Source organism: Corynebacterium sp. LK14 (assembly GCF_008042215.1).
GTDB lineage: Bacteria > Actinomycetota > Actinomycetes > Mycobacteriales > Mycobacteriaceae > Corynebacterium > Corynebacterium striatum.
The window spans coordinates 149,050-173,174 of record NZ_NOVQ01000012.1 but is presented as its reverse complement, the minus strand read 5'-3'; the positions used below and the strand labels follow the sequence as shown (position 1 = coordinate 173,174).

Here is a 24,125-nt window from a genome sequence, read left to right as displayed (position 1 = left end):
GCCCATGGCTTTTCGACCGCCAGCGCGGGAGGGGATAAGCCCGCGGAAGGCGGTCCTGCATGGCACCGTTCCTGCCGCGCCGCAGTATTGGGCGGCCGAGGCTGGGGATTCTCCCTTTCCGGCAGGTGCACTCTTAGAGCCCGGAACGCGGCTGGAGCGCCCTATTCCTGCGTGGTACCACCCAGAGGTCCCGCCGGAGCCGCCCATTCCTTTCGACTATCAGGTGCTCTATGCCGATGAGCATCTTCTTGTCGTTGACAAACCGCATTTCCTGCCCACGACGTCGAATGGGCGAATCGTGCGCGAGACTCTGCAGACTCGCCTGCGCGTGGATATGGACAATGATGAGATTGTTCCGTTGCATCGCCTCGATAGGCTCACGGCTGGAGTTGTGGTGTGTTCGGTGAACCCACGCACGCGTGGGCTGTATCAGCGCAAATTCCAGGACAGGCAGATGCACAAGACTTATCGCGCTCGGGTGACGCAGCCACTCCAGTTTGAGGGCACGGTGACGCTGGGGATGTCTAAGCCGCACGGAAGCAGGCAGGTTGTCGTGGATCCGGCGGGTACGCCGACGCAGACTTTTGTGCGTGCGAGCGGCAAGGACGTGGAGCTCCAACCGCTGACCGGACACACGCATCAGCTGCGGGTCTTGTTGAACCACTTGGGTAGTCCCATCTGCGGGGATGACACTTATCCAGTGGATAAAGGGCTGGCTCTCTATGACTTCTCGGAGCCTTTGCAGTTGGTACACGAGTGCTTAGAATTTATCGATCCGATATGTGGCGCGCGGCGTCAGTTTTTCGCTGCGCAAGGGTGAAGGACTAGACTCTAATAGGTTTTAATTTTAGACGACGCTAAGGGGCGAGCTATGGCGGATTTGACCTTTGCGCGGTTTGCCTCCAATTTTGGCCAGTTTATTAAGTTCGGCGTGGTCGGTGGATCAGGTGTGTTGGTGAACCAAGCGGTGTTCATTGCCACCAAAAAGATCTTTGATTCTGCTTTTGGATTGCACTACTACGATCCTTTCTGGGCGATCCCGTTCACGGATTTCAACATCCGTTGGTACAACGTCTTCGCATTCATTGCCTTTTTCGTTGCAAATATTTGGAATTACCAGCTCAACCGCAAATGGACGTTTGGCTCGGTGGAGAAGGTGTCCTGGTTGCGGGGCTTTTTCCCATTCCTTATCACGGGCGTTGGTGCGATGATCGTTTCGCAGATTGTTATGGTCGCTTTGATCAACACGAACTCGCCGGTCCAGCTACCAAGCGATATCTTCGATGACTCCTCTGGATTAAGAAACAAGAGCTACTGGGCGAATGCGATTTCCATCGTGGTCGCTATGCCGATAAATTTTGTCATCAATAAGCTGTGGACATTCCGCTCGAAGCCAAAGTCGCCTGTCGTCGTTGCCCAAGAGGATCCGCTCTAAAAGTACTTTGGCGGCAGTAAGGTGAAGGTATGAATAAGCTGTTTTCTCTCCTTTCCTGCGCTGCCCTCGCTGGTGCGTTGACTGCTTGCTCGTCTGGTTCCTCCGACAATTCGCAGGATTCTGAGCCTAGATTCGCGGCCGCTGTGTCTGCGTCGGTGACGAGCTCGGCGACGTCGGAAGAGAGCACCGCTGCACCGAGCCTGAAGGTTGTGGACGAACAGTACTTTATGGTTAATGAGATAACTTGGGTCGTGCTCATCCGCGACGGTTATTGCTTCGTTAAGCAGAGTGGCAGTTATGCAACTTGCCAAATGACAATGGTTGATACGCCACAAGTGGAAACCCCTGTGGGAATGGATTCGGCCGATACCGTCGCTAAGAGTGAATCAGGACAACTGGAATTTGTTAAGTCGATGACCGCAGGCCTACCGGGCGGCGGCCTGGCGGACTCGGCGCCTAAGACAATGGAACCGGGCACTCGCACCACCATTCAAGGCATCACACTGACTAATGACTTTGATGGAACGTTCGCCATGGAAAGCGGAGGCAGTGTAGCGACTTTTACTCCTGACGGACATGTGTCTATAAACTAGGAGGTCCTAAAAAGGCAGTAGCACCGGCGAGGGGCCGGTGCGATCTGTTGAGGATGGCTAGTCCTCGAGCTGCTTATTGAGGCGCTTTTCGACGTCGGGAAGCGGCAGCGTCGAGGTCGGGGAAATCCCGCGCATCTTCGCATTGATGACGCTGGCGACTGCGAGAATTGCAAACATCGCTGCGGCCGAGAGCAGCTGAACACGGGCACTGGCGTCGGTCAGCATGAGCACCGCAATGGCCGCGAAGATGGCCAGGGAGAACCACGTGAGGTACGGGAAAGCCCACATACGAATGGGCAGCGGGTGGATAGCTTCCAGGCGGCGGCGCAGGCGCAGCTGGCTCACCGCGATGAATACCCACACGATGAGCAGGGAAGCGCCAGCAGAATTGAGCATGAAGCGGAGCAACCAGCCCGTGTCGGCGTAGTTGAGCACGACCATGACCACAGAGAGGAGCACCGACAGGGCGATGGCGTTGGTGGGGACGCCGCGCTCGTTGGTCTTGGTAAAGATCTGCGGTGCCTCGTGGCGAGAGGCCAGCGAGTGCATCATGCGCGAGGAGGCGTAGATCTGCGCGTTGAATGCGGAGAGCAGTGCCAACACGATGATGACTTCCATGAAGCCGGCCGCCACCGGAATGCCAGCGCGGTCGAGCACCTGAGTAAACGGTGACTGTGCTGCGGTGTCAGCGCCGCCGAGAGTGGAATACGGTAACAGGAAGGTGATGACCAGGACGGAGCCCAGGTAGAAAACCGAGATACGCAAGATGGTGGAGCGCACCGCGTTGACGAGGGACTTCTCAGGGTCCTCAGACTCGGCGGCCGCAATGGCTACTACCTCGATGCCGCCGAATGCGAAGGCAACGGCGAGCAGACCTGCAGCGACACCGCCGAGGCCATTCGGCATGAAACCGTCTTCGAGGAACACCTTGGTACCGATGAACTCGTGCCCTGGTAAAAGGCCGAAAATGAGCAGGAAGCCCACGAACAGGAAGGCGACGATGACAATGACCTTGATGGCAGCGAACCAGTATTCAAACTCGCCGAAGAGGCGTACACGCATGAGATTGACGATGCCGAAGAATGCTACGCACACTGCGGCCGGAATCCACGGCGACACATTGAACCACGAACCGATGAAGCCGGCCGCTCCGGTGATTTCAGCGCCTAGGACTGCAACGGTAGCGAGCCAGTAAATCCAGCCTTGGGTAAATCCGGCCCAGCGTCCGATGCCGTGCTCGGCATACTCGGAGAAGGAACCGGAGGCGGGGATAACGGTGCCCATCTCGCCGAGCATCTGCATCACGAGGATGGCGAGGAAACCAGCGATGAGGTAAGCGAGGAGCACTGCGGGGCCTGCGGCGGAAATACCAACGCCGGTTCCAAGGAAAAGGCCCGCGCCTATAGTGGAGCCGAGGCCCATCATGGTGAGGTGGCGGACCTTGAGGCCGCTGCCAAGAGCGTCTGATGAGGAAGATGTCGATGCAGTCATCTTCCCAGTTTAGAACTCGGCTGCGAGGGGTCTATGAACCGGGGTCTCGGCGGCTTGAGGAGAAGTGTGCATTTGCTGCACGCTAGGGCGGGTTTGGGCCCAAATGTGGGCCTTGCATGCGGAAATGCACAACAAAACCAGCAAAACCGGCAAACCTGTACAAGTACCCCGAAAACTAAGAACCCCGCGCCCGCAGCATTGTCGCTGCGCACGCGGGGTTGACAGAAGTCTAGTTCTTGTGCAGATCCTCGTTGAGAGCGATTGCGTCAGACTTCCACTCTGTGGCCTCGACGGCACCGGAGACGGAGTTGCGGCGCAGCAGGACGCCAGACGCGCCGGAGAGCTGTGAGCCCTTGACGGTGTCGCCTTCCTTGACGCCAAGAGCCTCGGCGATCTTGCCGAACACGGCGATCTTCGTGCCAGCGGTGACGTAGAGGCCGGCCTCGACTACGGCGTCGTCGCCAAGCGAGATGCCAATACCCGAGTTGGCGCCCAGCAGGCAGCGCTCGCCGATGGAGATGACTTCTTTGCCGCCACCAGAAAGCGTGCCCATGATGGAAGCGCCGCCGCCAACATCAGAGCCGTCACCGACCACAACACCCGCGGAGATGCGGCCCTCAACCATGGAGGCGCCCAGGGTTCCGGCGTTGAAGTTCACGAAGCCCTCGTGCATAACCGTGGTGCCCTCAGCGAGGTGAGCACCGAGGCGGACTCGGTCGGCGTCGCCAATGCGGACGCCGGTCGGCACGACGTAGTCCACCATGCGCGGGAACTTGTCCACCGAGTAGACGGTAACCGGGCCGCGGGAGGACAGGCGGCCGCGGACCATCTGGAAGTCGGCAACCGCGCAAGGACCGTAGTTGGTCCACACAACGTTAGCCAGCAGGCCAAAGATGCCGTCCATGTTCAGGCCGTGCGGCTTGACCGCGCGGTGGGAGAGAAGGTGGAGGCGCAGGTATGCGTCGTAGGTGTCCACCGGGGCCTCGTCCAGATCCTTGATGGCGGTCTCAACTGCAACGCGAGCCACGCCGCGTTCCTCGTCCGGGCCCACCAGCGCAGCGAATTGCTGTGGGGTCTGCTCCAAGCGGGTGGTGCCGGTCTCCGTGACGTTAGCGTCCTCGCCGATGTGAACGGCAGGGAACCACACGTCAAGGACGGTTCCATCGTGGGTCAGGGTGGCAAGGCCGCGGGCGGATGCAGAAGTCATATCTAGAAGTGAACCTTTTGATTGCCGGGAATCGCCCGAGAAACCCCGGGCGACATCTTTTCACCGCTACAGCTTACACAGCTAGTTAGTTTCCGTAGCTACTTGGCGTGGTTTTGTGAACTGCGACGCAACGACGAGGAAGACCGTTAGAACGAGCACGGCAATGACCTGGTTGCGGGCAGAAGGATCGAAGAGCATGAGCACGACCAGCGCTGCCATGGCCAACAAAGTGGCCCATGGCAGTACCGGGTAGGCGATGACGCGGATGGTGGTCAGCTCGTTATTGGCAACCATGATGGGGTGCAGCTTCAGGTAGGAAGCAACCACGAAGATCCAGATCACCAGCAGGCAGCCGCCGACCGCATTGAAGAGGAAGGACAGAAGTCCTGGTGGGTTCCAGAACTGCAGGAGAACCGAAGCGAAGGCGAAAACAATCGAGAGGATGACCGCAAGGACCGGGGAGCCGGAAGGGTTCTTCTTGAGGAAGACCTTAGGTGCGGAGCCGTCCTTGGCCATGTCATGAACCAGGCGGGAGGTGGCGTAGATCTGCGCGTTGAACGCGGACAGCAGTGCCAGGGCGATGATGACTTCCATGAAGCCCGCAGCGAATGGGATCTTGGCCGCTTCCAGAACCAGGGTGAACGGGGAATCCGCGGCAGCGTCGGCATCCTGAATCTTGGCGAATGGCAGGATCATCGTGATGACCACGATGGCGCCGATGTAGAAGACCATGATGCGGAAGATGACCGCGCGGACTGCGGTTGCCACGTTGTGTGCTGGGTCCTCAGACTCAGCGGCGGCGATGGTCACTAGCTCAATACCGCCGAAGGCGAAGGCCACAGCAAGCAGTCCAGCCGCAAAGCCAGGTAGGCCATTAGGTAGGAAGTTCTCAGTGAAGTTTGTGAGGGCCAAGTCGCCGTTGAATCCAGGCAGCACGCCCACGAACATGAGGACACCAACGACGAGGAAAGCGATGATAACCGCGACCTTGATGATGGCAAACCAGAACTCGAACTCACCGAATCCGCGGACTGCGGCGAAGTTCACCACGGCGAAGAAGGACACAGCGATGAGCGCTGGGATCCAGGGGGCGATGTCAAACCACGAGGAGATAATGGCGGCAGCGCCGGTAATCTCTGCGCCCATAACCATGACTAGCATGAACCAAAAAATCCAGCCCAGGGTGAAACGGGCCCAGTTGCCGAAAGCCTGTCCGGCATAGGTAGAGAAGGAGCCCAGGGAAGGGCGGGCTGCGGCCATTTCGCCGAGCATCCACATGATGACGGCTACGAGGGCGCCGGCTATCGCATAGGAGACGAGAACCGAGGTACCGGAAATCTGAATACCGAGACCAACGCCGAGGAACAGACCAGCGCCGACGGCCGATCCGAGACCCATCATGGTGAGGTGGCGAGTCTTTAGTTGCTGTGTGGCATCTGCCATATTCATCCGCCTTTTGTGACGTGCTTTAAGTTGACCAAGGGGATATTACACAATGCAGCAGACATCCGTGGACGCTACGATGGCGCTTTGTGACTTTAGATCTGTTTGCGTCCCCGATCGAATTGACCAAAGCGCTCGTTGATATTCCGAGCCCATCGCATCACGAGGAGGCGATTGCCGATGCAGTCGAAGCCGCCCTGCGCGGCCTCGACAGCGAAAAAGTCGAGGTAGTGCGCTATGGCAATACCGTATGCGCGCGCACCAACTGGGGCAAAGATTCCCGTGTGGTCTTGGCTGGCCACATCGACACCGTGCCTTTGGCTGACAACGTTCCCCACCACATGGAGGGGGACATCATGTGGGGGTGCGGCACCGTCGACATGAAATCCGGCATGGCTGTGTATTTGCATGCTTTCGCCGCGCTTTACGACGCCCCAGAGCTCGCCCACGATCTCACCGTCATCGCCTATGAGGGCGAGGAGGTGGCCACCGAGTTCAATGGCCTGGGACACCTACAAAAGGATCATCCGGAGTGGTTGCACGGTGATCTGGCGCTGCTCGGCGAACCCTCCGGCGCCATGATCGAGGCAGGCTGCCAGGGCACCATCCGCCTGCGGGTCACGGCCCACGGCACCCGCGCCCACTCTGCCCGCGCCTGGCTGGGCTCTAATGCTGCCCACACGTTGGCTCCGGTGATGATGAACGTGGCCAACTATGTTCCGCGTGTGGTCACCATCGACGGCTGTACCTATAAGGAAGGCCTGAACATCGTGCACCTGGAGTCGGGGGCGGCCACGAACACGATTCCCGACGAGGCCTGGATGTTCGTCAACTTCCGCTTCGCGCCGGACCGCAGCCTGCCCGAGGCAATGGCGCACATGCGCGAGGTCATCGGCGAGCACGAGAACGTCAGCATCGAGGTTGACGACGAAGCTGGCGCGGCACTTCCCGGGCTGGGACAGCCTGCGGCACGCGCGCTTGTCGACGCCGTCGGCGGCCAGTTCCGCGCCAAGTTTGGCTGGACCGACGTGGCCCGCTTCTCCGAGATGGGCACGCCGGCCGTGAACTTTGGCCCGGGCGATCCCGGGTTTGCTCACAAGAAGGACGAGCAGGTCCCCATCGAGCAGATCACTACCGTATCCACTGCACTCCTGCAGTACCTGACCACCGCTTAGGCGCTACAGTCGTACAAGCCACCCTCCCGCAGGACCCCGAAGCGTCCCAAAGCGCCCCGAATACAAGGAAGTATCCCATGTCGCCTGAAAGAAACCGCACCCTCCGTGGCCCACTGCTTTTGCGTACCGATGGCCAGCAAGAGTCCACCTTCGATCAGCGCCTTTTGGAGTCCGGCGCTGACCACGAATGGCAGCACGCCGATCCGTGGCGAGTGTTGCGCATCCAGGGTGAGTTCGTGGCCGGATTCGACGCTCTTTCCAAGCTGCCCAAAGCAGTTACCGTGTTTGGCTCGGCGCGCATGGGGGAGGGCACACCAGAGTACGACCTGGGCGTGCGCGTTGGCGAGGCATTGGCCAAGGCAGAATATGCCGTCATCACTGGCGGTGGCCCTGGCATCATGGAGGCCGCCAACCGCGGCGCATATGAAGCAGATGGGCTCTCCGTGGGCCTGGGCATCGAGCTCCCGCACGAGCAGGGGCTCAATGAGTACGTGGACCTGGGACTGAACTTCCGTTACTTCTTTGCTCGCAAGACGATGTTCCTCAAGTACTCTCAGGCGTTTATCTGCCTGCCTGGTGGCATGGGCACCATGGACGAGTTCTTCGAGGTGCTGTGTATGGTACAGACCGGCAAGGTGACCAACTACCCAATTGTGCTCATGGGCACCGAGTACTGGTCGGGTCTCGTTGAATGGCTCAAGTCCACCTTGGCGGCGGGTGGTTTCATCAACCCGGAGGACCTCGATCTCTTCCTCATTACCGATGACGTCGATGAGGCAGTCGCCCATATCGTGGAGCGCCACAAGGTGATGAGCGACAAGCGAGTCCGCAATGAGCGCTAGCCTCGCCCGAGTCATGGCGATTGTCAATCGCACCCCTGACTCTTTTTATGACAAAGGCGCCACCTTCGCGGAGGATCTTGCCATTGAGCGTTGCTCGGAGGTCATCAAACAAGGGGCCAGCATTGTCGACATTGGCGGAGTGAAGGCTGGGCCTGGCGAAGCCGTCGATGCACAGGAAGAAATCGATCGTGTGGTTCCCACCATCGCCGCGGCGCACGAACGCCATCCGGACGTGATCATCTCCGTCGATACGTGGCGTGCCAGCGTGGCCGAGGCAGCCATCGCTGCCGGCGCCACGCTCGTCAACGACACCTGGGCTGGATGGGACCCCGAGCTCATTGAGGTAGCCGGCCAGCACAAGGTGGGCTACGTCTGTTCCCATACAGGCGGCGTGACACCGCGTACGCGTCCGTATCGCGTGCACTTTGACGACGTCGTCGCAGACGTCATCGCCGAAACTACGGCGCTGGCGGAAAAGGCAGCCACGCTTGGCTGCCCGGAAGAGCTGGTCTATATCGATCCCACACACGACTTTGGCAAGAATACCTTCCACGGTTTGGAGCTGCTGCGTCGCATTGACGAGGTGGTGGCCACCGGTTGGCCGGTGCTCATGGCCCTATCAAACAAGGACTTCGTAGGGGAGACCTTGGATCGCGGCGTCGGCGAGCGCGTCTTTGGCACTCTGGCGGCCACGGCTTGGTCTGCCGCGCATGGCGTGGCAGCATTTCGCGTCCACGAGGTTGCGGAAACCCTCGACGTCATCCGCATGACCGCCGCCATCCAGGGGCACATGGCGCCGCTGAACACAACACGTGGGCTTGCATGAACGTCAGCGTTATCATCCCCGCGTTGAATGAGGAAGCCACCGTCGCCGATGTCGTACGCGCCTGCCGTGCGGATAACCCGGCAGAGGTCCTCGTCATCGATGCCGACTCCGTCGATCTCACTGCGCAACGCGCGCGTGACGCCGGGGCGACGGTGCACAACTGGCGGGACATCCTTCCCGACATTTCTCCTCGCCCAGGAAAAGGCGAATCCCTATGGCGCGGGGTAGCTGCCGCGCGAGGAGACATCGTGGTTTTTGTCGATGCAGACTTAGAATCTGCCCGGCCGGGAATGGTCAAGGAGCTTGTTGCTCCGTTTACTGAACCGCGAATACAAATGGTGAAGGCTACCTACCGCCGCACTATCGACGGCGCTCCCAGCGGCGGTGGCCGCGTCACGGAGCTCACAGCAAAGCCGTTGTTGCATATGTTTTTCCCTGAGCTCAGCGTCATCTCCCAACCGCTGGGCGGGGAGTATGCGCTGCGACGCGACGTCGCATGTGCCCTGCCGTTTGTCTCCGGGTACGGGGTCGAAGCAGGACTGCTAATCGACGTCGCCAAGCGCTACGGCGTGGAATCAATCGCCGAGGTGGACTTAGGAGAGCGCGTGCATCGCAACCGACACCTCCACGAGCTTGCCCCCATGGCTGATGTCGTGGCGCAGACAATCCTCTCGCGTGCCGCAGTCGTAGGTCCTATTGATCAACGCCTCGCCCTTAACAGTAAGCTCTAGCCTATGCTGTCGTGGATTTTGTTAATTGCAGTTTTGCTCGCGCTCGTGATCCTAGGAACCTGGGTGTGGGGTTCTATTTTTGGGCGTGGCGAGGTGTTTTCCGACCTTGACGAACGCCGTGACCTGGTTAAAGACAACCGGGAGGCGTTGCGCGAGGATCGCTTTGATGACATCCGCTTTGACGTTGTCTCTTATGGCTACCGTCAGACCCAAGTCGACGCTCTCCTTAACGAACTGGAAAAACGTTTGACCTCCACAGGCTCCAATTCTGAAGCTTCCACCGGCGAAACGGCTGCAGCTGCAGAGGAATCCGCCGAATCTGGAAAGCCAAAGGCCACTGAGGGCTAAGCAAGAAAGCAAAGCCGAGCTGCGCCGCTTAAAAACACTAGTCCGCAACGTGACTAGGAAAACGGCGTAGAGTGGTTGGGGTAACCCAAATAATTTGAATCCCAAAGGAGCGGAACAACTATGGCAGCTATGAAGCCACGCACGACAGGTGGGCCAATGGAAGCAGTTGAGGAGTCCCGCAAGATTGTTATGCGAATCCCCTCCGATGGTGGTGGCCGAATCGTCGTTGAACTCACCAAAGAGGAAGCAGCTGAACTCGGTTCACTCCTAACTGAAGTTTCCAGCTAGTCTGAAAGCATGCTTTCACACATCATCGATGTTCTGGCCGACCCCAATGATGGCTCTGCTCTCACCGGTGCGGATGATTTCACCCGCCTGGTATCGGGATCGGGCCATTCCTTTGATGTAGCCAAGCAAGGCTACGTCACGCTCTCGGCAGGCGCAGGGCTTAAACATAAGGGCGACTCCATCGAGATGGTCAATGCCCGCGAGACCTTCCTCTCCCTCGGGCACTTTGCTCCGTTCGTGGAAGCTGTCACTGGCGCGGTCCAGGATGCACTGGATGCAGCCGAACTACCAGAAACCGTTGCCCCGACTCTGCTTGAAGTAGGTGCTGGCACAGGCTATTACCTAGCGCACACCCTCGACTCCATCGCGGACGCACGCGGCGTCGGCCTCGATATTTCACCACATGCTGCCAAGCATTTGGCAAAGTGCCACCCACGCGTCGGCGCAGTTGTAGCGGACGTGTGGGAACGCCTTCCGTTGCAGGACGATTCGGTGGATGCGATTTCCGTAGTTTTTGCCCCTCGCAACCCAGCCGAGTTTCAGCGTATTTTGCGCCCGGGTGGCGAAGTTATCGTCTTGACCCCTGGTGTGGGGCACTTGGATGAATTGCGCGAACCTCTAGGAATCTTGGGCGTAGAGGAAGGCAAGATTGAGCGCATGTACGAGCAAGCCGCAGGCTATCTCGAACAAGCGGCCGACCCTGTGGACCTATCCTTCCCGATGAACCTCGACCGCGCTTCCATCGCAGCACAGGTGGGAATGAGCCCTTCGGCCCGCCACCTGGGCGCTGAAGTTCTTGCAGAGCGGATGGAGCTGCTTCCTGAATCTATGACGGTTACTGCGCGTGGGCGTCTCGACCGATTGCGCGCAGTATAACCCAATTAAAAGGCGTGAATTCCCGGGTCCTAGGCTAAGGGCTAGGGGGGACATGAAGAAAGGCTGGAGACCACGTGGGGGTCTCCAGCCTTTTAGTCTTTAAATGTTGTGCCTTAGAGCTTAGAGCCCTTGCGCTGCCAGGATTGCTCGATTACAGCATCGCCGGAAGTCTCAACGATGACATCGGAGCAGCCCTTCTCGAAGTAGACCCGGGAGCCCATCGCTACCTGGCCGCCGTCGGCGTAGACCTCTACAGTGGCGCCGTCGACTACGACGGTTAGGGAATCAGAGTCGCCTTCCGCGAGTTGAGCTATGGCCGGCTCGGAGTCCTTGAAATAGGAATCAAAAGCCTTAGCCATAGAACGATCAAGCGTCAAGGTGCTGCCTGCGTGGGTGACCACGGCCGCTGGTTCACCGTTGCCGTCCAACAGAGTTACCGTGACGGAAGAGCCCTCTGGGACGTCCAGTACGCCGGTCCAGGAACGGGCGCGTTCAGACTGACGGATTGCGTCCGGTAGGCCACGCGGCGGAGTCTGGAAGAGCTTTCCACCCTGCAGGGTCAGGTGGCGCGGCAGCGCCAGCGTATTGGCCCACCCCTCCTCCTTGAAGGATGGGTGCAGCGAGGGATCGTCGCCGCGGCCATTGCCGTTGAGCAAACCGAAGATGAGGGCTTCGTCGTAACGCGTCTCCTGCGGAATGGTTCCATCAGTGGTGTTGGTATTGCGCGGCCGCGAGAAGTCATGGCCGAAGTCAATGCGCTGGAAGCCAGACGCAATAGTAAAGGTGGTTCCTTCCAAGCGACCCACCAAGTATCCGGAGACGTCGCGGTTGTTGCGTTCAAGGGTAAGAAGGAGGACGTCGTAAATGCGGCCGTCCACCTCGTCACGCAGACGCACCAAGCGAGGGGAAACCACGGGCGGAATAGAGGAGTTCGCCGGCACCTCGCCCTGGTTGAAGCCTGGCTCGCCATTGAATTCGAGCGGACCCTCGACTTCCCAGGATAGGCCGTCTGCGGAACGGAGAATTACCGGAAGCGGCGCATCAGAGTGCCCAGTCAGTGCAAGCATGAGCCAGCCCGCGTGGCCCTCGTCGCGGTCCTTTGCCGCCCAATCCGGAACAACCGAAGGGGAGCGGAAGCGCGAGTAGTTGGTGACGGAGCTAGCCACTTCGCCATAACGGACAACGTTGGGATCCAACGAGTGACGATCATCAGAAATCTCGCACACGTCATGGAAGTCCGTGAAGCGGGCCAAACGCACCGAAGTGCCGGTGGAGGTCACTGAGGTGAAGTAAAGATTGATGGCGTCTTCTCCCGCTGCCACGGAGCCCGCGCGCAGGGAGAGCTCGCCGCCGACAGGGGCCAGGACGTCGTCGCATTCCAGCCAGTCGAAGGGGAGTTCTTCAGAATATGTGTGGCCCCAATGCGCCGGAGCAGAAAGCTCATGACGGTACTGGAAGAACAGATGCCAAGTGGTGCCATCGAGAAGGACCCCGGCAGGTGCTTCAAGAATTCCCGATTCCGGAACAAAGTGCAGTTCAGGACGATGAGTTGTCACGAATAACCTTCCTAAAAATGTGCCTATACGAGGGCGCGGTAGATGTCGACGGTTTGGGAAGCGATGGTGGCCCACGAGAACTCGTCGACTGCGCGTTTGCGGCCAGCTTGGCCGAATGCAGCAGCCCGCTCTTTGTCAGTAGCAACCTGATTGACAGCCGCGGCGAGGTCCGACTCAAAGGTAGCTGTATCGTTCTCGTCGTAGTGGACCAGCACGCCGGTCTCACCATTCACGACAACCTCGGGGATGCCGCCGACGTCAGAAGCGACGACGGCGGTGCCACACGCCATGGCTTCGAGATTCACGATGCCGAGCGGTTCGTAGATAGAAGGGCACACGAAAACTTCGGCGCCCGAGTAGACCTCCTGGATAAGGCTGCGCGAAAGCATCTCTTGTACCCAGAAGACCCCGTCACGGGTGGACTGTAGTTCCTCGACCAGAGCCTTGGTTTCCGCAGCGATTTCAGGGGTATCTGGAGCACCGGCGCAGAGGACCAGCTGGATGTCCTTGTCGAACTGGGCTGCAGCCTTGAGTAGGTGCTTTACGCCCTTTTGGCGGGTGATGCGGCCGACGAAAGCAACGACGGGGCGCTGCTTGTCGACGCCCAGGGTGTCGAAGTAGTCAGCCTGGCGCGGCTGCCACAGCTGGGTGTCAATACCGTTGAGAACAACGTGCACCTTGGACTCATCGATGCGGGGATAAGCATCCAAGATAGCGCCCTTCATGCCGGCAGACACAGCGATGACGGCATCGGCATATTCCATGGCGTTCTTCTCTGACCACGAGGAAATCTCGTAGCCGCCGCCGAGCTGCTCGCGCTTCCATGGGCGATGCGGCTCCAAAGAGTGCGCAGTGACTACGTGCGGGATGTCGTAGAGGCGCGCCGCAAGATGCCCAGCCAATCCGGCATACCACGTATGTGAGTGTGCGATATCGATGTCGGAGGCGGCAGTGGCCATGCGCAATCCGGTGGACAGCGTTTGGATAGCGGGGTTAGCTTGCGTCAGCTCCGGATCAACCCCGTGGGTGAAGACATCTTTTTCGTCGCGGGGCGCGCCAGTGCAATGCACTGATACGTCGATGAGTTCGCGCATAAAACGGGTTAGTTCGGCGACATGTACGCCTGCGCCACCATAAATCTCTGGTGGATATTCTTTGGAAAAAATTCCGGCTCTCATGCCCTCCCAGAATACGGATTAAGTTAACCGTGTGCAGAAAAAGACCGCGGGGGTAGTTTCACAGATATTTCTCCTGCGAAACGTTTGAAAAGTGAATAGGTTGGAATATGTGAAAACGCAGCCTAATGTCCTTGCCATTGTCCTCGCCGGCGGCGAAGGTAAGCGTCTCTTCCCGTTGACGGAGGATCGCGCGAAGCCCGCCGTTCCCTTCGGCGGCTCCTATCGCTTAATCGACTTCGTCTTGTCGAATCTCGTCAACGCGGGTTATCTCAAGATTGCGGTCTTGACTCAGTACAAGTCCCACTCCCTCGACCGTCACATCTCGCAGGCCTGGAATTTATCGGGCCCTACTTCCCAGTACATCGCTTCCGTTCCGGCGCAGCAGCGTCGTGGCAAGCGTTGGTACAACGGTTCTGCGGACGCCATTGTGCAGTCTCTAAACCTTATCTATGACGAGAAACCTGACTATGTCATCGTCTTCGGTGCTGACCACGTTTACCGCATGGATCCCCAGCAGATGGTCGAAGAACACATCGCCGCCGGCTTGGACTGTTCCGTTGCTGGTATTCGCGTACCGCGCTCAGAGGCTTCTGCATTCGGTTGTATCCAGGCTGATGGCATGGGCTCAATCACTGAGTTCTTGGAGAAGCCAGAGAACCCGCCATCAACGCCAGATGATCCGAACATGACTTATGCGTCGATGGGTAACTATGTCTTCACCGCCGACGCTTTGATTGAGGCGCTGCTTGCGGATGAGCAGAACGAGAATTCTGATCATGACATGGGTGGCGACATCATCCCTTATTTCGTTGAGCGGGGTCAGGCCCATGTTTATGACTTCATGGCTAACGAGGTTCCTGGCTCAACTGAGCGTGACCACGGTTACTGGCGCGACGTAGGTACCATCGACTCGTTCTACGAGGCGCACATGGACCTCATCTCTGTGCACCCAATCTTCAACTTGTACAACAACCGCTGGCCGATTCACTCCACCGATGAGTCCAACCTGCCGCCAGCAAAGTTTGTGCAAAATGGTATCGCACAATCGTCAATGGTGGCTCCTGGCTGCATCGTCTCTGGCGGTACGGTCCGCAACTCCGTCCTTTCTTCGGACGTCCATGTTGCAGACGGTGCAACGGTAGAGGGCTCTGTCCTTTTGCCAGGTGTGCGCGTAGGCAAGGGGGCGGTGGTTCGCCACGCCATCTTGGACAAGAACGTTGTTGTTTCCGATGGCGCAATTATCGGCGTTGACCGCGAGCGCGATGAAGCCCGCTTCAAGGTCTCTGATGGCGGCGTAGTGGTTGTGGGCAAGAACGAGACTGTCTAAAACCGCCACTTAGGACTCGGGTTGCGATAAAAGCCGGGGCGGAGCTTCCTTTCAAAGGTCGGCTCCGCCCCGGCTTTTTGTGCCCAGTTCGTCGCTAGTCTTTCAAGAGTTGTGACAGCTAGCTACTGCTTGGTGATGAGTGTAAGTCCCGAGCCCAATGGAAGACGCGTGACAATCGCGCCCTCGAGGGAGCGTGCGAGTTCATCTGCCTCGCGGGCTGCCGCAGTGTCGCGGTCAGTACGCGTGGTGTCTGCGAGCGTTCCGTCGAGGAGGGAATTGGCCAGTACCAAGGTGCCGTGCTGGCGCAGCAGAGGGAATGCGGCGTTGATGAGTGCAGGCATATCCAGTGCAGGAACGTCGGCGAAGATGAGCTGGTATGCGTCAGTTGCAAGGCGGCCCATCACCTCGAGTGGACGAGAAGGCAGGAAGCGTGCACGCGTGGTGGCGAATCCAGCCTCACGGAAGGTGGCCTTGGCCATGGCCTGGTGCTCTGCCTCCGGGTCGATACAGGTGACGATGCCGTTTTCAGGCAAACCCTGGAGGAGATAGATTCCTACCACGGCGGCAGCCGGGGTGATTGCTACTGCCTGCGCGCGCTCAGCACCAGTACTGGTGGCGGTGAGGGAGGTAAGCAGCTGTCCCGTTGCTTCATCAGGAACGGACAGGCCGTATTCCTCAGCATGGGAGCGTGCTCCGGCGAGTGCCTCAGAAACGTCGCTGGTGGATTCGATGTAAGAACGCAATGCGTCGTATGCCGTAATAGTCACAACCTAAACCTTAGGTAATTTTGTACGTGCGCGGTGTCATGACGCCAGGATTGTTACTGATGAGATAAATGATTTCTCTTCACAGAGTCTTAGCAGAATAATGTCTGGCGTTTTGAAGCTAGGTATAGAAAAATGATCGGCATGACAAAAAAGCAGATCGTTGAATCTTCTCTCGGCGAAGCACACGAGGGGGCTCCTGCATCCTTCGCTGATGCCCAAGAGGAACTGACTGGAACGGCTGCTTTTGACGCGGGCACTGCAGCCATGCCCTCCTGGGCTGAGCTGGTGGCTGAGCACGCAGACTCCGTTTACCGCTTGGCGTACCGCCTTTCTGGTAACCAGCAAGATGCGGAGGATCTCACTCAAGAAACGTTCATGCGAGTCTTCCGTTCACTGGATAAGTACCAAGCCGGCACCTTTGATGGATGGCTGCACCGCATCACCACGAACTTGTTCCTTGATATGGTCCGTCACCGCGCCAAGATCCGTATGGAGGCTTTGCCGGAGGACTACGAACGTGTCCCAGGAACGGACATGACCCCGGAGCAGGCCTATTCCGTGGCGAACTTGGATCCAGTTCTGCAAAAGGCTTTGGATGAGCTTGCCCCTGATTTCCGCGTCGCCGTAGTCCTTTGTGACGTTGTGGGCATGAGCTACGACGAAATCGCAGAGACTCTGGGGGTGAAATTGGGTACTGTTCGTTCCCGCATCCACCGTGGCCGTTCGCAGCTGCGCGCTGCCTTGGAGAACGCGGCACAGACCAACGACGACGCTCGCGTGCTGTTGCGCACTCGCTAGCGTTGCGCACCAAGCGCCGTTCGGCGTCTATGGTGGGAGATAGCAACGCGCCGCAAAATAACGGTGACGCCTCGATAAGAAGGAAGGTGGGAATAGTTCATGGAATCCTTCGAACGTAAACGCCGCGCCGCCTTCTCTCTGCGTGGGGTGGTGGGCACTGAAACCAGCATCGATAATGCCCATTCCAAAGCCCGCGATAAAGCCAAAGCTAAGGCGCGGCGTGGCGACACCATTGGTCACCTCGGACCAGAAGCTGTGGCAGCCTTTGTCGACGGTGAAATGGAGCCGAAGGCAAAACACCGCGTGCGAGTGCACTTGGTTCATTGCTCGGAGTGCCGTGCAGACGTCCACGAGCAGCGGCACGCTTCCGAGTGGCTGCGCCAGTGCAACGTCGATGCCCAAGTCCGCGCACCCAAAGATCTGATGGCCAAGCTCGCCGGCATTGCTAGTGACGCCGCGACCGTAATGCGCACTTCTAACGAAGCAAGGGCTGAAGAGGTTTGTCAGGCAGCTTCACCCCAGGATTTCCTCGATAAGTTTGAGATGGTTATCCGCGCAATTAAGCACAACCAAGGCCGTAAATAGCTTCGTCCCAATACTTGGTGGAGGTGTCGCCTCGGCAGAAGACAGCCGAGAGGGATAAGATGACACCGTGTTTTCTTCAATCGGTTGGCTCGAGATAGCGTTCATCGTTCTCATCGGAATTGTTGTCATCGGCCCGGAGCGCTTGCCTGGGGTTATTACCGATATTCGGGCTGCGATTTATGCCGCGCGCAAGGCCATCAACAACGCCAAAGCAGAGCTGGAAGGCGATCTGAGCGGCTTGGGTGAGGAATTCGACTCACTGCGCGGCCCCATCAGCCAGGCCGCAGAGTGGACTCGCATGGGCCCACGTGGCGTTATCACCAAGGCGCTTTTCGACGGTGATGAATCCGCGTGGGATGACTTCGACCCTAAGAAGATGACGGAGGGCCTAGGCAAGCCGGCGATTTCAAACCAACCGCAGCAGCCAACCTCGGGTACGCAGGGCTCGTCCACACCAACGCAGAATAAGCCGGCCTTCGACTACTCCCAGGTTTATGCACCCCAGCAAAACACCTCGCACTCCAAGCCCAGCCAGCAGGGCCAGCAAGCACAAACACAGGCGCCACAGGGGCATGAAAACGCCCACAAGCCGAAACCTTCCGATGACGGGGGTCATGCGGCAGGTTCCGGCTTCTCCTGGGCTGACGTAACCTAGCTCGTCCGAGCCCGGCTCGTGGTTAGTGGCGGGTAACCCCGAGTCCGAGGGTTTTGCCTACGAGTGAGTCGGAGCGGATGGCCAGCTTATCGGCTAGCCCCTTGACCGCCTGCGCGGAGGGGGACTCAGGCGCGGCCTTAACGATCGGCTCGCCAGCGTCGCCACCAGTGCGCAGGGCGGGATCGAGAGGGATCTCAGCCAAGACCGGTACCCCGTAGCCGAGGATGGTGGACAGGCGCTCAGCCACGACCTTGCCGCCGCCAGTGCCGAAGATATCCATCGTAGAGCCATCTGGCAGCACCATGGCGCCCATGTTCTCAATGACACCGGCAACGCGTTGACGGGTTTGCTGCGAGATGGAGCCGGCACGCTCTGCAACCTCAGCGGCTGCGGCCTGCGGGGTCGTCACGATGAGTAGCTCGGCGTTGGGGATGAGCTGCGCAACGGAGAGCGCGACGTCGCCAGTGCCGGGCGGAAGGTCGAGCAGGAGCACGTCTAGGTCGCCCCAGAAGACGTCCGCCAGGAACTGCTGCAGTGCACGGTGCAGCATCGGTCCACGCCACACCACAGGGGCGTTGCCCTTCACGAATTGGCCGATGGAGATGTGCTTGATGCCGTGGGAGATAGGTGGCAGAAGCATCTCATCATCGAGCACCGTGGGGCCAGCGGTAGAACCTAGAAGACCGGGCACGGAGTGGCCGTAGATGTCAGCATCGACGATGCCTACTTTGAGGCCCTTTGCCACCAACGCGGCAGCCAGGTTAACGGTGGTGGAGCTCTTGCCGACGCCGCCCTTACCGGAGGCGACCGCAAAGACGCGGGTGGTGGAGTCTGGTTTTGCGAAAGGAATTTCTGGCTCTGCCTGGCCGCCGCGCAGCTTCTGCTTGAGTGCGCGACGCTGCTCGTCGCTCATTGCGTCGAGTGCGACGGATACTTGGCCCACGCCCTCGAGATCCTCGAGGACAGCGCGAGTGTTGGCTTCGATGGTGTTTTTCATCGGGCAGCCAGCGATGGTGAGATAGATTTCTACAGCGACGTCATTGCCGTCAACGTTGACGGACTTGACCATATCGAGTTCAGTGATGGGGCGGCCGATCTCGGGGTCTTCAACCCTAGAAAGGGCCTCCCGAACGGCGGATTCTGTGATAGCGCTAGTCATAACCCGTCCCATCTTAGCCCTTTATTTAACACAGGAAAACGCTGGGATAAGGCGGCGTCGTTAAGCGCAAATGCGCAGTGTAGAATTTTAGGGACGTTGTGACCCCTTGTTAACTCACTGATGTCATCTTCTGGAACATCTATTAGGAGACTGTGTTGATGCAAACCCGCGCATTTCTCGCGATGCTGGCCACCGCAGGACTAGCCTTGGGCACGGCCAGTTCCTGCGCAAGGTTTGATCCTTCTGCTGATGCCAAGGTGGGTGTGGCTCAAACAGTGACGATCGCAGTTGATGCGCAGTCCACGCGCCAATTGGTGCTGGCGGAGCTCTACAAGCAAACCCTCGAGTCGGAGGGACGTGCAGCTAACATAGTCAACAACGATGTACTTTCGGAAGACACGAGCTTGAATGAAAAATTGCCGCTGTTCCAAAGCAGTGACGGGACAAGCAACCTCTACATTGGATGTACCGGTCAGCTCCTGAACGCGTTTAATCCTGATGAAGCCAGGAAGCTATCGCAGCGCTTTGTTGCGGACGAAAAGGAACCCTCTGGTGAAGATTTCCTAGCCACTACGCATATTGCATTGATGAATGCTCTGCCGCCTGAACTGGCGGTCGTCGAACCGGCCAGTGCTCACGGTTGTGAAGGCTCTGATGTGGAACTTCCAGAGAATTACGTGGCCTTGTACTACAAGGGCCTGTTCAATAGGGAAGAGCGCCTAGCGGTGTCTTCATTGACCAAGTTCCTTACTGAGGAAGAAATTGAAGAGCTCGTTGAAAAGTCCGAGAAATCGGGCTCCATCGAGGAGACCGTTGGCCAATGGATGGCGGAGTCCAACGCCGGAACAGTGATGGATACTGGCGGAGATTCGAATTCTTCTGGTGGCTCTGATCTGACATCTGATGACGGCAAGACTGATAAGAGCAGTAAGCCAAAGTCCTAAGCTTTTCATCTCTTAGCCTGCTACACCGCGTGCACGCGGAAGTTGGTTCACTATTCAACAAAAAGCGCCCTTGCCTCCCACGTGATGGGAGACAAGGGCGCTAGTGCTTGCTGGTGGGGGCGAACCTGACCCCCGTCAGCTGTGGCCGTCTCAGACGGCCACGTACACGCTCTTAGATGTCGAAGGCTTCGTCCAGCAGCTTCTTCTGCTCAATCTGGTGGACCTTAGCGATACCAGTAGCAGTGGAGGACTGTGCACGGCGGGAGACGCGGACCATTTCCGGCATATCCGGAATCAGGCGGCGCAGATGCTCGTTGTAGAACGGCCATGGACCCTGGTTAGCCGGTTCATCCTGAACAAAGCGAACCTGGGTAGCGTTCGGGTAAGCCTTGAATGCCTCAGACAGGCGGTTGAACGGAATCGGGTGCAGCATCTCGAGGCGAACGATAGCTACGTCGTCGCGACCGTCAGCTTCCTTCTTCTTTGCCAGCTCCCAGTACAACTTGCCGGAGACCAGCATAATGGTCTTGACCTTGTCAGCATCGCCGACCTTGTTGCCGTTGTGGTCAACGAAGTTCGGGTCATTGATGACGGACCGGAAGGTCTTGATCTCCGTGAACTCCTCGATGGAGGAGGCGGCAGCCTTGTTACGCAGCATGGACTTCGGGGTGAAGACAACCAGCGGGCGCTTCATGGAACCGAGAGCCTGGCGGCGTAGCAGGTGGAAGTGGTTTGCCGGGGTAGAAGGCTGAGCCACGGTCATGGAGCCTTCAGCACACAGCTGCAGGTAGCGCTCAATGCGAGCAGAGGAGTGGTCAGGGCCCTGACCCTCGTAGCCGTGCGGCAGCAGCAGGACCAGGCTGGAGAGCTGGCCCCACTTGGCCTCACCAGAGGAGATGTACTCGTCGATGATGGTCTGAGCACCGTTGGCGAAGTCGCCGAACTGTGCCTCCCATGCCACGAGAGCATCCTGGTTACCCACGGAATAGCCGTACTCAAAGCCCATGCCGGCGTACTCGGTCAGAGCGGAGTTGTAGACCAGGAAGCGGCCGCCGTTGCCCTTGGTTTGTGCAAGGTAATTCAGCGGGTTGTACTCGCTGCCATCGCGCGGGTCGATCGGGATTGCGTGACGCTGGGTGAAAGTGCCGCGGCGGGAATCCTCACCAGCCAGGCGGACCAGCTTGCCCTCGTTGGCCAGGGAACCAAAAGCGATGAGCTCGCCCCAGCCCCAGTCGATGCCGCCCTGGGTGGAGGACTTCAGTCGCTCCTTCGCGACGCGAGCAACGCGCTTGTGGTACTCGAAGCCCTCGGGGCCGTTGGCGTAGGCCTGGGCGATTTCGGCGATTTCCTCGGCAGTGATGGAGGTATCCAAACCACGGGTGAGCTCCTGTGCGGCGGTGATGCCATGCTGCTCGCCCGGAGCACCGTTCTCAGCTTCCTTGACCTGGGTGAAGACGGACTCCATCTGGTCGTGGAAGTCACGTGCAGCTGCCTCGGCTTCTGCATCAGAAAGATCGCCGCGGCCGATGAGCTCCTCGGTGTAGATCTCACGAACAGACTTGTGCTCATCGATGATGGAGTACAGCTCTGGCTGAGTCATCGAAGGATCATCCGCCTCGTTGTGGCCGCGCAGGCGGTAGCAGATGAGGTCGATGAAGACATCCTTGCCGAACTTGCGGCGGTACTCGGTGGCCAGCTGGCCTACCCACACAACTGCTTCTGGGTCGTCGCCATTGACGTGGAAGACCGGGCAGTCGAAGCCCTTAGCCAGGTCGGTGGCGTAGTGAGTGGAACGAGCGGAATCCGGGGTGGTGGTGAAGCCAACCTGGTTGTTGACCACGATGTGCACGGTGCCGCCGGTGGTGTATCCACGCAGCTGGGACAGGTTGATGGTCTCCTGAACAATGCCCAGGCCGTTGAAGGAAGAGTCGCCGTGGAGCATGACCGGAACAACGGAGAAGCCGTCCTGGCCCTTGTCCAATAGGTCTTGCTTGGCGCGGGCGATACCTTCCATGACTGGGTCAACGGCCTCGAGGTGAGACGGGTTAGCAGCCAGGGTGATGTCGATTTCGCCATCGCCGAACATCTGGATGTGGTGGCCCTCGGAGCCCAAGTGGTACTTAACGTCACCGGAGCCGCCGAGCTGGCCGCCCTTGTAGTTGCCATCGAACTCGCCAAAGAGGTCAGCCAGTGGCTTGCCCACGATGTTGAACAAGACGTTGAGGCGACCACGGTGCGGCATGCCGATAACAACCTCGTCGAGGCCCTGGCCGGCAGCGGTGTCCACGATGGCGTCCATCAGCGGGATGAGGGACTCAGCGCCCTCGAGGGAGAAGCGCTTCTGGCCCACGTACTTGGTGTGGAGGAAGTTCTCGAAAGCCTCAGCAGCGTTGACCTTCTGCAGGATGTACTTCTGCTCAGCGTTGGTCGGCTTCGGCATGCCAGCCTCGAGGCGATCCTGCAGCCAGCTGCGCTCATCGCGGTCCAAGATGTGGGCGTACTCGGAGCCGACCTTCAGCGTGTAGGCATCGCGCAGACGCTTGACGACCTCGCGCAGGGTCATGGTCTCCTGGCCACCGAAGCCGCCGACGTTGAAGGTGCGGTCCAGGTCCCAAATGGACAGGCCGTGGGTCTTGAGGTCCAGGTCGCGGTGGTCCGGCCAAGGCAGGCCCGGCTGGCGCCAGCCCAGTGGATTGACGTCCGCGAGCAGGTGGCCGCGGGAACGGTAGGACTCGATGTACTGCATGACGCGGGTGTTCTTGTCCACGCCGGTGTTCGGCACATCCTGTGCCCAACGGAAAGGCTGGTAAGGAACGCCCATGGACTCGAAGAGTTCGTCCCAGAAGCGGTCATCAACAATGAGCTGGCCGAGGGTGCGCAGGAACTCGCCGGACTCTGCACCCTGTATGACGCGGTGGTCGTAGGTGGAGGTCAGGGTGACCAAACGGCCGACGCCCAGATCTGCGAGGCGGTCTTCGGAAGTACCGGCGAACTCCGCCGGGTAATCCATGGAGCCAACGCCGATGATGGCGCCTGCGCCCTTGGTCAGACGGGCGATGGAGTGGCGGGTGCCGATGCCGCCTGGGTTGGTGAGGTTGATGGTGACGCCGGAGAAGTCATCCATCGTGAGCTTGTTCTTGCGGGAGCGGTTAACGATGTCCTGGTATGCGTCCACAAACTCGGAGAAAGACATGTTCTCGGCTTCCTTGACCGCGGCAACGACGAGTGCGCGGGAGCCGTCCTTCTGGGGAAGGTCGATAGCCAAGCCCAAGTTGATGTGCTCAGGCTGGACCACGGTGGGCTTGCCGTCTTTGACCTCGTAGCGGACGTTCATGTCCGGGTGAATTTGGGTTGCCTTAACGAGGGCGTAACCGAGGATGTGGGTGAAGGAAATCTTGCCGCCGCGGGTGCGCTTGAGGTGATCGTTGATCATTGCGCGGTTTTCCCACATAAGTTTCACCGGTACGTCGCGCACGGTGGTAGCGGTAGGAACTTCAAGGGACTCGTCCATGTTCTTGGCGATTGCCTTGAACATGCCCTTGAGCTGACGCTCGCCTGCCTCGGGGGCTTCGCCAATGCGATCGAGCGGGGATTCAGGGGTCTTCTTCTTAGAGCTGAAATCCTTGCCAGGCTTCTCAGCAACCTTGGCAGGCTTAGCTGCCGGTGTTCCGCCAGGTGCAGCGGACTTAGCAGCAGGCTTTACCGGAGCCGACTTCTTGGCGGACTTATCTGCAGAAGCAGCCGCCGGGGTAGATGCACCATTGTTTGGTGCTCCGTTGGCCTCGAAGTAATCGCGCCACTCCTTATCTACGGAGTTTGGATCCTTGGAGTACTGCTGGAACTGTTCGTCAATCAGCCACGCATTAGGGCCGAAAATGCTCGAGTTGCTCACGGCAGGAAT

At 59.0% G+C, this 24,125-nt stretch carries 23 protein-coding genes; 15 read left to right on the top strand and 8 right to left on the bottom strand.

What is annotated here, in order from left to right:
* The first annotated feature begins 4 nt into the window (after positions 1–4).
* From CHU71_RS08245 to CHU71_RS08235, 3 genes are read left to right on the top strand one after another with little or no spacing between them, the layout of a single operon-like run.
* On the top strand, positions 5–820 hold the full coding sequence (locus CHU71_RS08245; RefSeq protein ID WP_147760763.1) for a pseudouridine synthase: 816 nt from the start codon (positions 5–7) through the stop codon (positions 818–820).
* Positions 821–871: 51 nt separating this feature from the next.
* Positions 872–1,435 (top strand): GtrA family protein, encoded by a 564-nt coding sequence (locus tag CHU71_RS08240; protein WP_046645485.1) that lies wholly within the window; start codon positions 872–874, stop codon positions 1,433–1,435.
* A gap of 29 nt (positions 1,436–1,464) precedes the next feature.
* Positions 1,465–2,028, top strand: a complete 564-nt coding sequence (locus CHU71_RS08235) for a hypothetical protein (protein ID WP_147760762.1) — start codon at positions 1,465–1,467, stop codon at positions 2,026–2,028.
* Between the two features lie 57 nt (positions 2,029–2,085).
* Here CHU71_RS08235 and CHU71_RS08230 read toward each other — a convergent pair whose 3' ends face one another.
* The 3 genes from CHU71_RS08230 to CHU71_RS08220 all read right to left on the bottom strand — a co-directional run bounded on the left by CHU71_RS08230 (position 2,086) and on the right by CHU71_RS08220 (position 6,169).
* A complete protein-coding gene (locus CHU71_RS08230) occupies positions 2,086–3,519 on the bottom strand; it encodes an amino acid permease (RefSeq protein WP_147760761.1) in 1,434 nt (477 codons plus the stop codon).
* A 229-nt stretch (positions 3,520–3,748) separates the two neighbouring features.
* The gene (gene dapD, locus CHU71_RS08225; protein WP_147760760.1) at positions 3,749–4,726 is read right to left on the bottom strand and encodes a 2,3,4,5-tetrahydropyridine-2,6-dicarboxylate N-succinyltransferase; all 978 of its coding nucleotides are present in this window, start codon (positions 4,724–4,726) and stop codon (positions 3,749–3,751) included.
* Between the two features lie 81 nt (positions 4,727–4,807).
* On the bottom strand, positions 4,808–6,169 hold the full coding sequence (locus CHU71_RS08220; protein WP_147760759.1) for an amino acid permease: 1,362 nt from the start codon (positions 6,167–6,169) through the stop codon (positions 4,808–4,810).
* Positions 6,170–6,258: 89 nt separating this feature from the next.
* Between CHU71_RS08220 and dapE the strand changes: the two genes are divergently transcribed.
* From dapE to CHU71_RS08185, 7 genes are all read left to right on the top strand, one after another.
* Complete coding sequence (dapE, locus tag CHU71_RS08215; RefSeq protein ID WP_147760758.1) at positions 6,259–7,344, top strand: succinyl-diaminopimelate desuccinylase; 1,086 nt, start codon at positions 6,259–6,261, stop codon at positions 7,342–7,344.
* A 77-nt stretch (positions 7,345–7,421) separates the two neighbouring features.
* A complete protein-coding gene (locus CHU71_RS08210; protein WP_147760757.1) occupies positions 7,422–8,186 on the top strand; it encodes a TIGR00730 family Rossman fold protein in 765 nt (254 codons plus the stop codon).
* A gap of 13 nt (positions 8,187–8,199) precedes the next feature.
* Positions 8,200–9,012 carry a dihydropteroate synthase gene (folP, locus tag CHU71_RS08205; protein WP_049160678.1) on the top strand — a complete coding sequence of 271 codons (813 nt, stop codon included), beginning with the start codon at positions 8,200–8,202 and terminating at the stop codon, positions 9,010–9,012.
* Positions 9,009–9,743: a glucosyl-3-phosphoglycerate synthase gene (locus CHU71_RS08200; protein ID WP_005531898.1), complete on the top strand. Its 735-nt coding sequence runs from the start codon at positions 9,009–9,011 to the stop codon at positions 9,741–9,743. Before folP ends, CHU71_RS08200 begins: the two co-directional genes overlap by 4 nt.
* A gap of 3 nt (positions 9,744–9,746) precedes the next feature.
* Positions 9,747–10,091 carry a hypothetical protein gene (locus CHU71_RS08195; RefSeq protein ID WP_049160596.1) on the top strand — a complete coding sequence of 115 codons (345 nt, stop codon included), beginning with the start codon at positions 9,747–9,749 and terminating at the stop codon, positions 10,089–10,091.
* Positions 10,092–10,211: 120 nt separating this feature from the next.
* Positions 10,212–10,379, top strand: coding sequence for a DUF3117 domain-containing protein (locus CHU71_RS08190; RefSeq protein ID WP_005531903.1), 168 nt, complete (start codon positions 10,212–10,214; stop codon positions 10,377–10,379).
* A 9-nt stretch (positions 10,380–10,388) separates the two neighbouring features.
* Positions 10,389–11,255, top strand: coding sequence for a methyltransferase domain-containing protein (locus CHU71_RS08185; protein WP_046645493.1), 867 nt, complete (start codon positions 10,389–10,391; stop codon positions 11,253–11,255).
* Positions 11,256–11,368: 113 nt separating this feature from the next.
* Here the strand turns inward: CHU71_RS08185 and CHU71_RS08180 are convergent, their stop codons facing one another.
* Together CHU71_RS08180 and glgA are read right to left on the bottom strand one after the other, a co-directional pair.
* Positions 11,369–12,811 carry a GH32 C-terminal domain-containing protein gene (locus CHU71_RS08180; protein ID WP_046645494.1) on the bottom strand — a complete coding sequence of 481 codons (1,443 nt, stop codon included), beginning with the start codon at positions 12,809–12,811 and terminating at the stop codon, positions 11,369–11,371.
* A 23-nt stretch (positions 12,812–12,834) separates the two neighbouring features.
* Positions 12,835–13,989 carry a glycogen synthase gene (gene glgA / locus CHU71_RS08175; protein WP_100087685.1) on the bottom strand — a complete coding sequence of 385 codons (1,155 nt, stop codon included), beginning with the start codon at positions 13,987–13,989 and terminating at the stop codon, positions 12,835–12,837.
* Between the two features lie 109 nt (positions 13,990–14,098).
* On the opposite strand from glgA, the gene glgC reads away from it, so the two are divergent.
* Positions 14,099–15,316 carry a glucose-1-phosphate adenylyltransferase gene (gene glgC / locus CHU71_RS08170; RefSeq protein ID WP_147760756.1) on the top strand — a complete coding sequence of 406 codons (1,218 nt, stop codon included), beginning with the start codon at positions 14,099–14,101 and terminating at the stop codon, positions 15,314–15,316.
* Positions 15,317–15,438: 122 nt separating this feature from the next.
* Here glgC and CHU71_RS08165 read toward each other — a convergent pair whose 3' ends face one another.
* Positions 15,439–16,083: an O-methyltransferase gene (locus tag CHU71_RS08165; protein ID WP_005531912.1), complete on the bottom strand. Its 645-nt coding sequence runs from the start codon at positions 16,081–16,083 to the stop codon at positions 15,439–15,441.
* Positions 16,084–16,215: 132 nt separating this feature from the next.
* Between CHU71_RS08165 and sigE the strand changes: the two genes are divergently transcribed.
* The 3 genes from sigE (at position 16,216) to CHU71_RS08150 (ending at position 18,121) form a co-directional block, all read left to right on the top strand.
* The gene (gene sigE / locus CHU71_RS08160) at positions 16,216–16,881 is read left to right on the top strand and encodes an RNA polymerase sigma factor SigE (RefSeq protein WP_005531914.1); all 666 of its coding nucleotides are present in this window, start codon (positions 16,216–16,218) and stop codon (positions 16,879–16,881) included.
* Between the two features lie 99 nt (positions 16,882–16,980).
* On the top strand, positions 16,981–17,466 hold the full coding sequence (locus CHU71_RS08155; protein WP_070419873.1) for an anti-sigma factor: 486 nt from the start codon (positions 16,981–16,983) through the stop codon (positions 17,464–17,466).
* A 67-nt stretch (positions 17,467–17,533) separates the two neighbouring features.
* Entirely contained in the window at positions 17,534–18,121 is a 588-nt protein-coding gene (locus CHU71_RS08150; protein WP_147760755.1) for a Sec-independent protein translocase TatB, read from the top strand.
* A gap of 22 nt (positions 18,122–18,143) precedes the next feature.
* Here CHU71_RS08150 and CHU71_RS08145 read toward each other — a convergent pair whose 3' ends face one another.
* Positions 18,144–19,280, bottom strand: a complete 1,137-nt coding sequence (locus tag CHU71_RS08145) for an Mrp/NBP35 family ATP-binding protein (protein ID WP_147760754.1) — start codon at positions 19,278–19,280, stop codon at positions 18,144–18,146.
* A 158-nt stretch (positions 19,281–19,438) separates the two neighbouring features.
* Between CHU71_RS08145 and CHU71_RS08140 the strand changes: the two genes are divergently transcribed.
* Positions 19,439–20,224: a hypothetical protein gene (locus tag CHU71_RS08140; protein WP_147760753.1), complete on the top strand. Its 786-nt coding sequence runs from the start codon at positions 19,439–19,441 to the stop codon at positions 20,222–20,224.
* Positions 20,225–20,396: 172 nt separating this feature from the next.
* On the opposite strand, the gene CHU71_RS08135 is transcribed toward CHU71_RS08140, so the two are convergent.
* Positions 20,397–24,116 carry a multifunctional oxoglutarate decarboxylase/oxoglutarate dehydrogenase thiamine pyrophosphate-binding subunit/dihydrolipoyllysine-residue succinyltransferase subunit gene (locus CHU71_RS08135; RefSeq protein ID WP_187272051.1) on the bottom strand — a complete coding sequence of 1,240 codons (3,720 nt, stop codon included), beginning with the start codon at positions 24,114–24,116 and terminating at the stop codon, positions 20,397–20,399.
* Positions 24,117–24,125: the final 9 nt, after the last annotated feature.

Bases quoted from the DNA above. Each gene is read 5' to 3' on its own strand.
- CHU71_RS08245 (WP_147760763.1), top strand. From the start codon at position 5: ATGGCTTTTCGACCGCCAGCGCGGGAGGGGATAAGCCCGCGGAAGGCG.
- CHU71_RS08240 (WP_046645485.1), top strand. From the start codon at position 872: ATGGCGGATTTGACCTTTGCGCGGTTTGCCTCCAATTTTGGCCAGTTT.
- CHU71_RS08235 (WP_147760762.1), top strand. From the start codon at position 1,465: ATGAATAAGCTGTTTTCTCTCCTTTCCTGCGCTGCCCTCGCTGGTGCG.
- CHU71_RS08230 (WP_147760761.1), bottom strand. From the start codon at position 3,519: ATGACTGCATCGACATCTTCCTCATCAGACGCTCTTGGCAGCGGCCTC.
- dapD (WP_147760760.1), bottom strand. From the start codon at position 4,726: ATGACTTCTGCATCCGCCCGCGGCCTTGCCACCCTGACCCACGATGGA.
- CHU71_RS08220 (WP_147760759.1), bottom strand. From the start codon at position 6,169: ATGGCAGATGCCACACAGCAACTAAAGACTCGCCACCTCACCATGATG.
- CHU71_RS08210 (WP_147760757.1), top strand. From the start codon at position 7,422: ATGTCGCCTGAAAGAAACCGCACCCTCCGTGGCCCACTGCTTTTGCGT.
- folP (WP_049160678.1), top strand. From the start codon at position 8,200: ATGGCGATTGTCAATCGCACCCCTGACTCTTTTTATGACAAAGGCGCC.
- CHU71_RS08200 (WP_005531898.1), top strand. From the start codon at position 9,009: ATGAACGTCAGCGTTATCATCCCCGCGTTGAATGAGGAAGCCACCGTC.
- CHU71_RS08195 (WP_049160596.1), top strand. From the start codon at position 9,747: ATGCTGTCGTGGATTTTGTTAATTGCAGTTTTGCTCGCGCTCGTGATC.
- CHU71_RS08190 (WP_005531903.1), top strand. From the start codon at position 10,212: ATGGCAGCTATGAAGCCACGCACGACAGGTGGGCCAATGGAAGCAGTT.
- CHU71_RS08185 (WP_046645493.1), top strand. From the start codon at position 10,389: ATGCTTTCACACATCATCGATGTTCTGGCCGACCCCAATGATGGCTCT.
- glgA (WP_100087685.1), bottom strand. From the start codon at position 13,989: ATGAGAGCCGGAATTTTTTCCAAAGAATATCCACCAGAGATTTATGGT.
- sigE (WP_005531914.1), top strand. From the start codon at position 16,216: ATGATCGGCATGACAAAAAAGCAGATCGTTGAATCTTCTCTCGGCGAA.
- CHU71_RS08155 (WP_070419873.1), top strand. From the start codon at position 16,981: ATGGAATCCTTCGAACGTAAACGCCGCGCCGCCTTCTCTCTGCGTGGG.
- CHU71_RS08145 (WP_147760754.1), bottom strand. From the start codon at position 19,280: ATGACTAGCGCTATCACAGAATCCGCCGTTCGGGAGGCCCTTTCTAGG.
- CHU71_RS08140 (WP_147760753.1), top strand. From the start codon at position 19,439: ATGCAAACCCGCGCATTTCTCGCGATGCTGGCCACCGCAGGACTAGCC.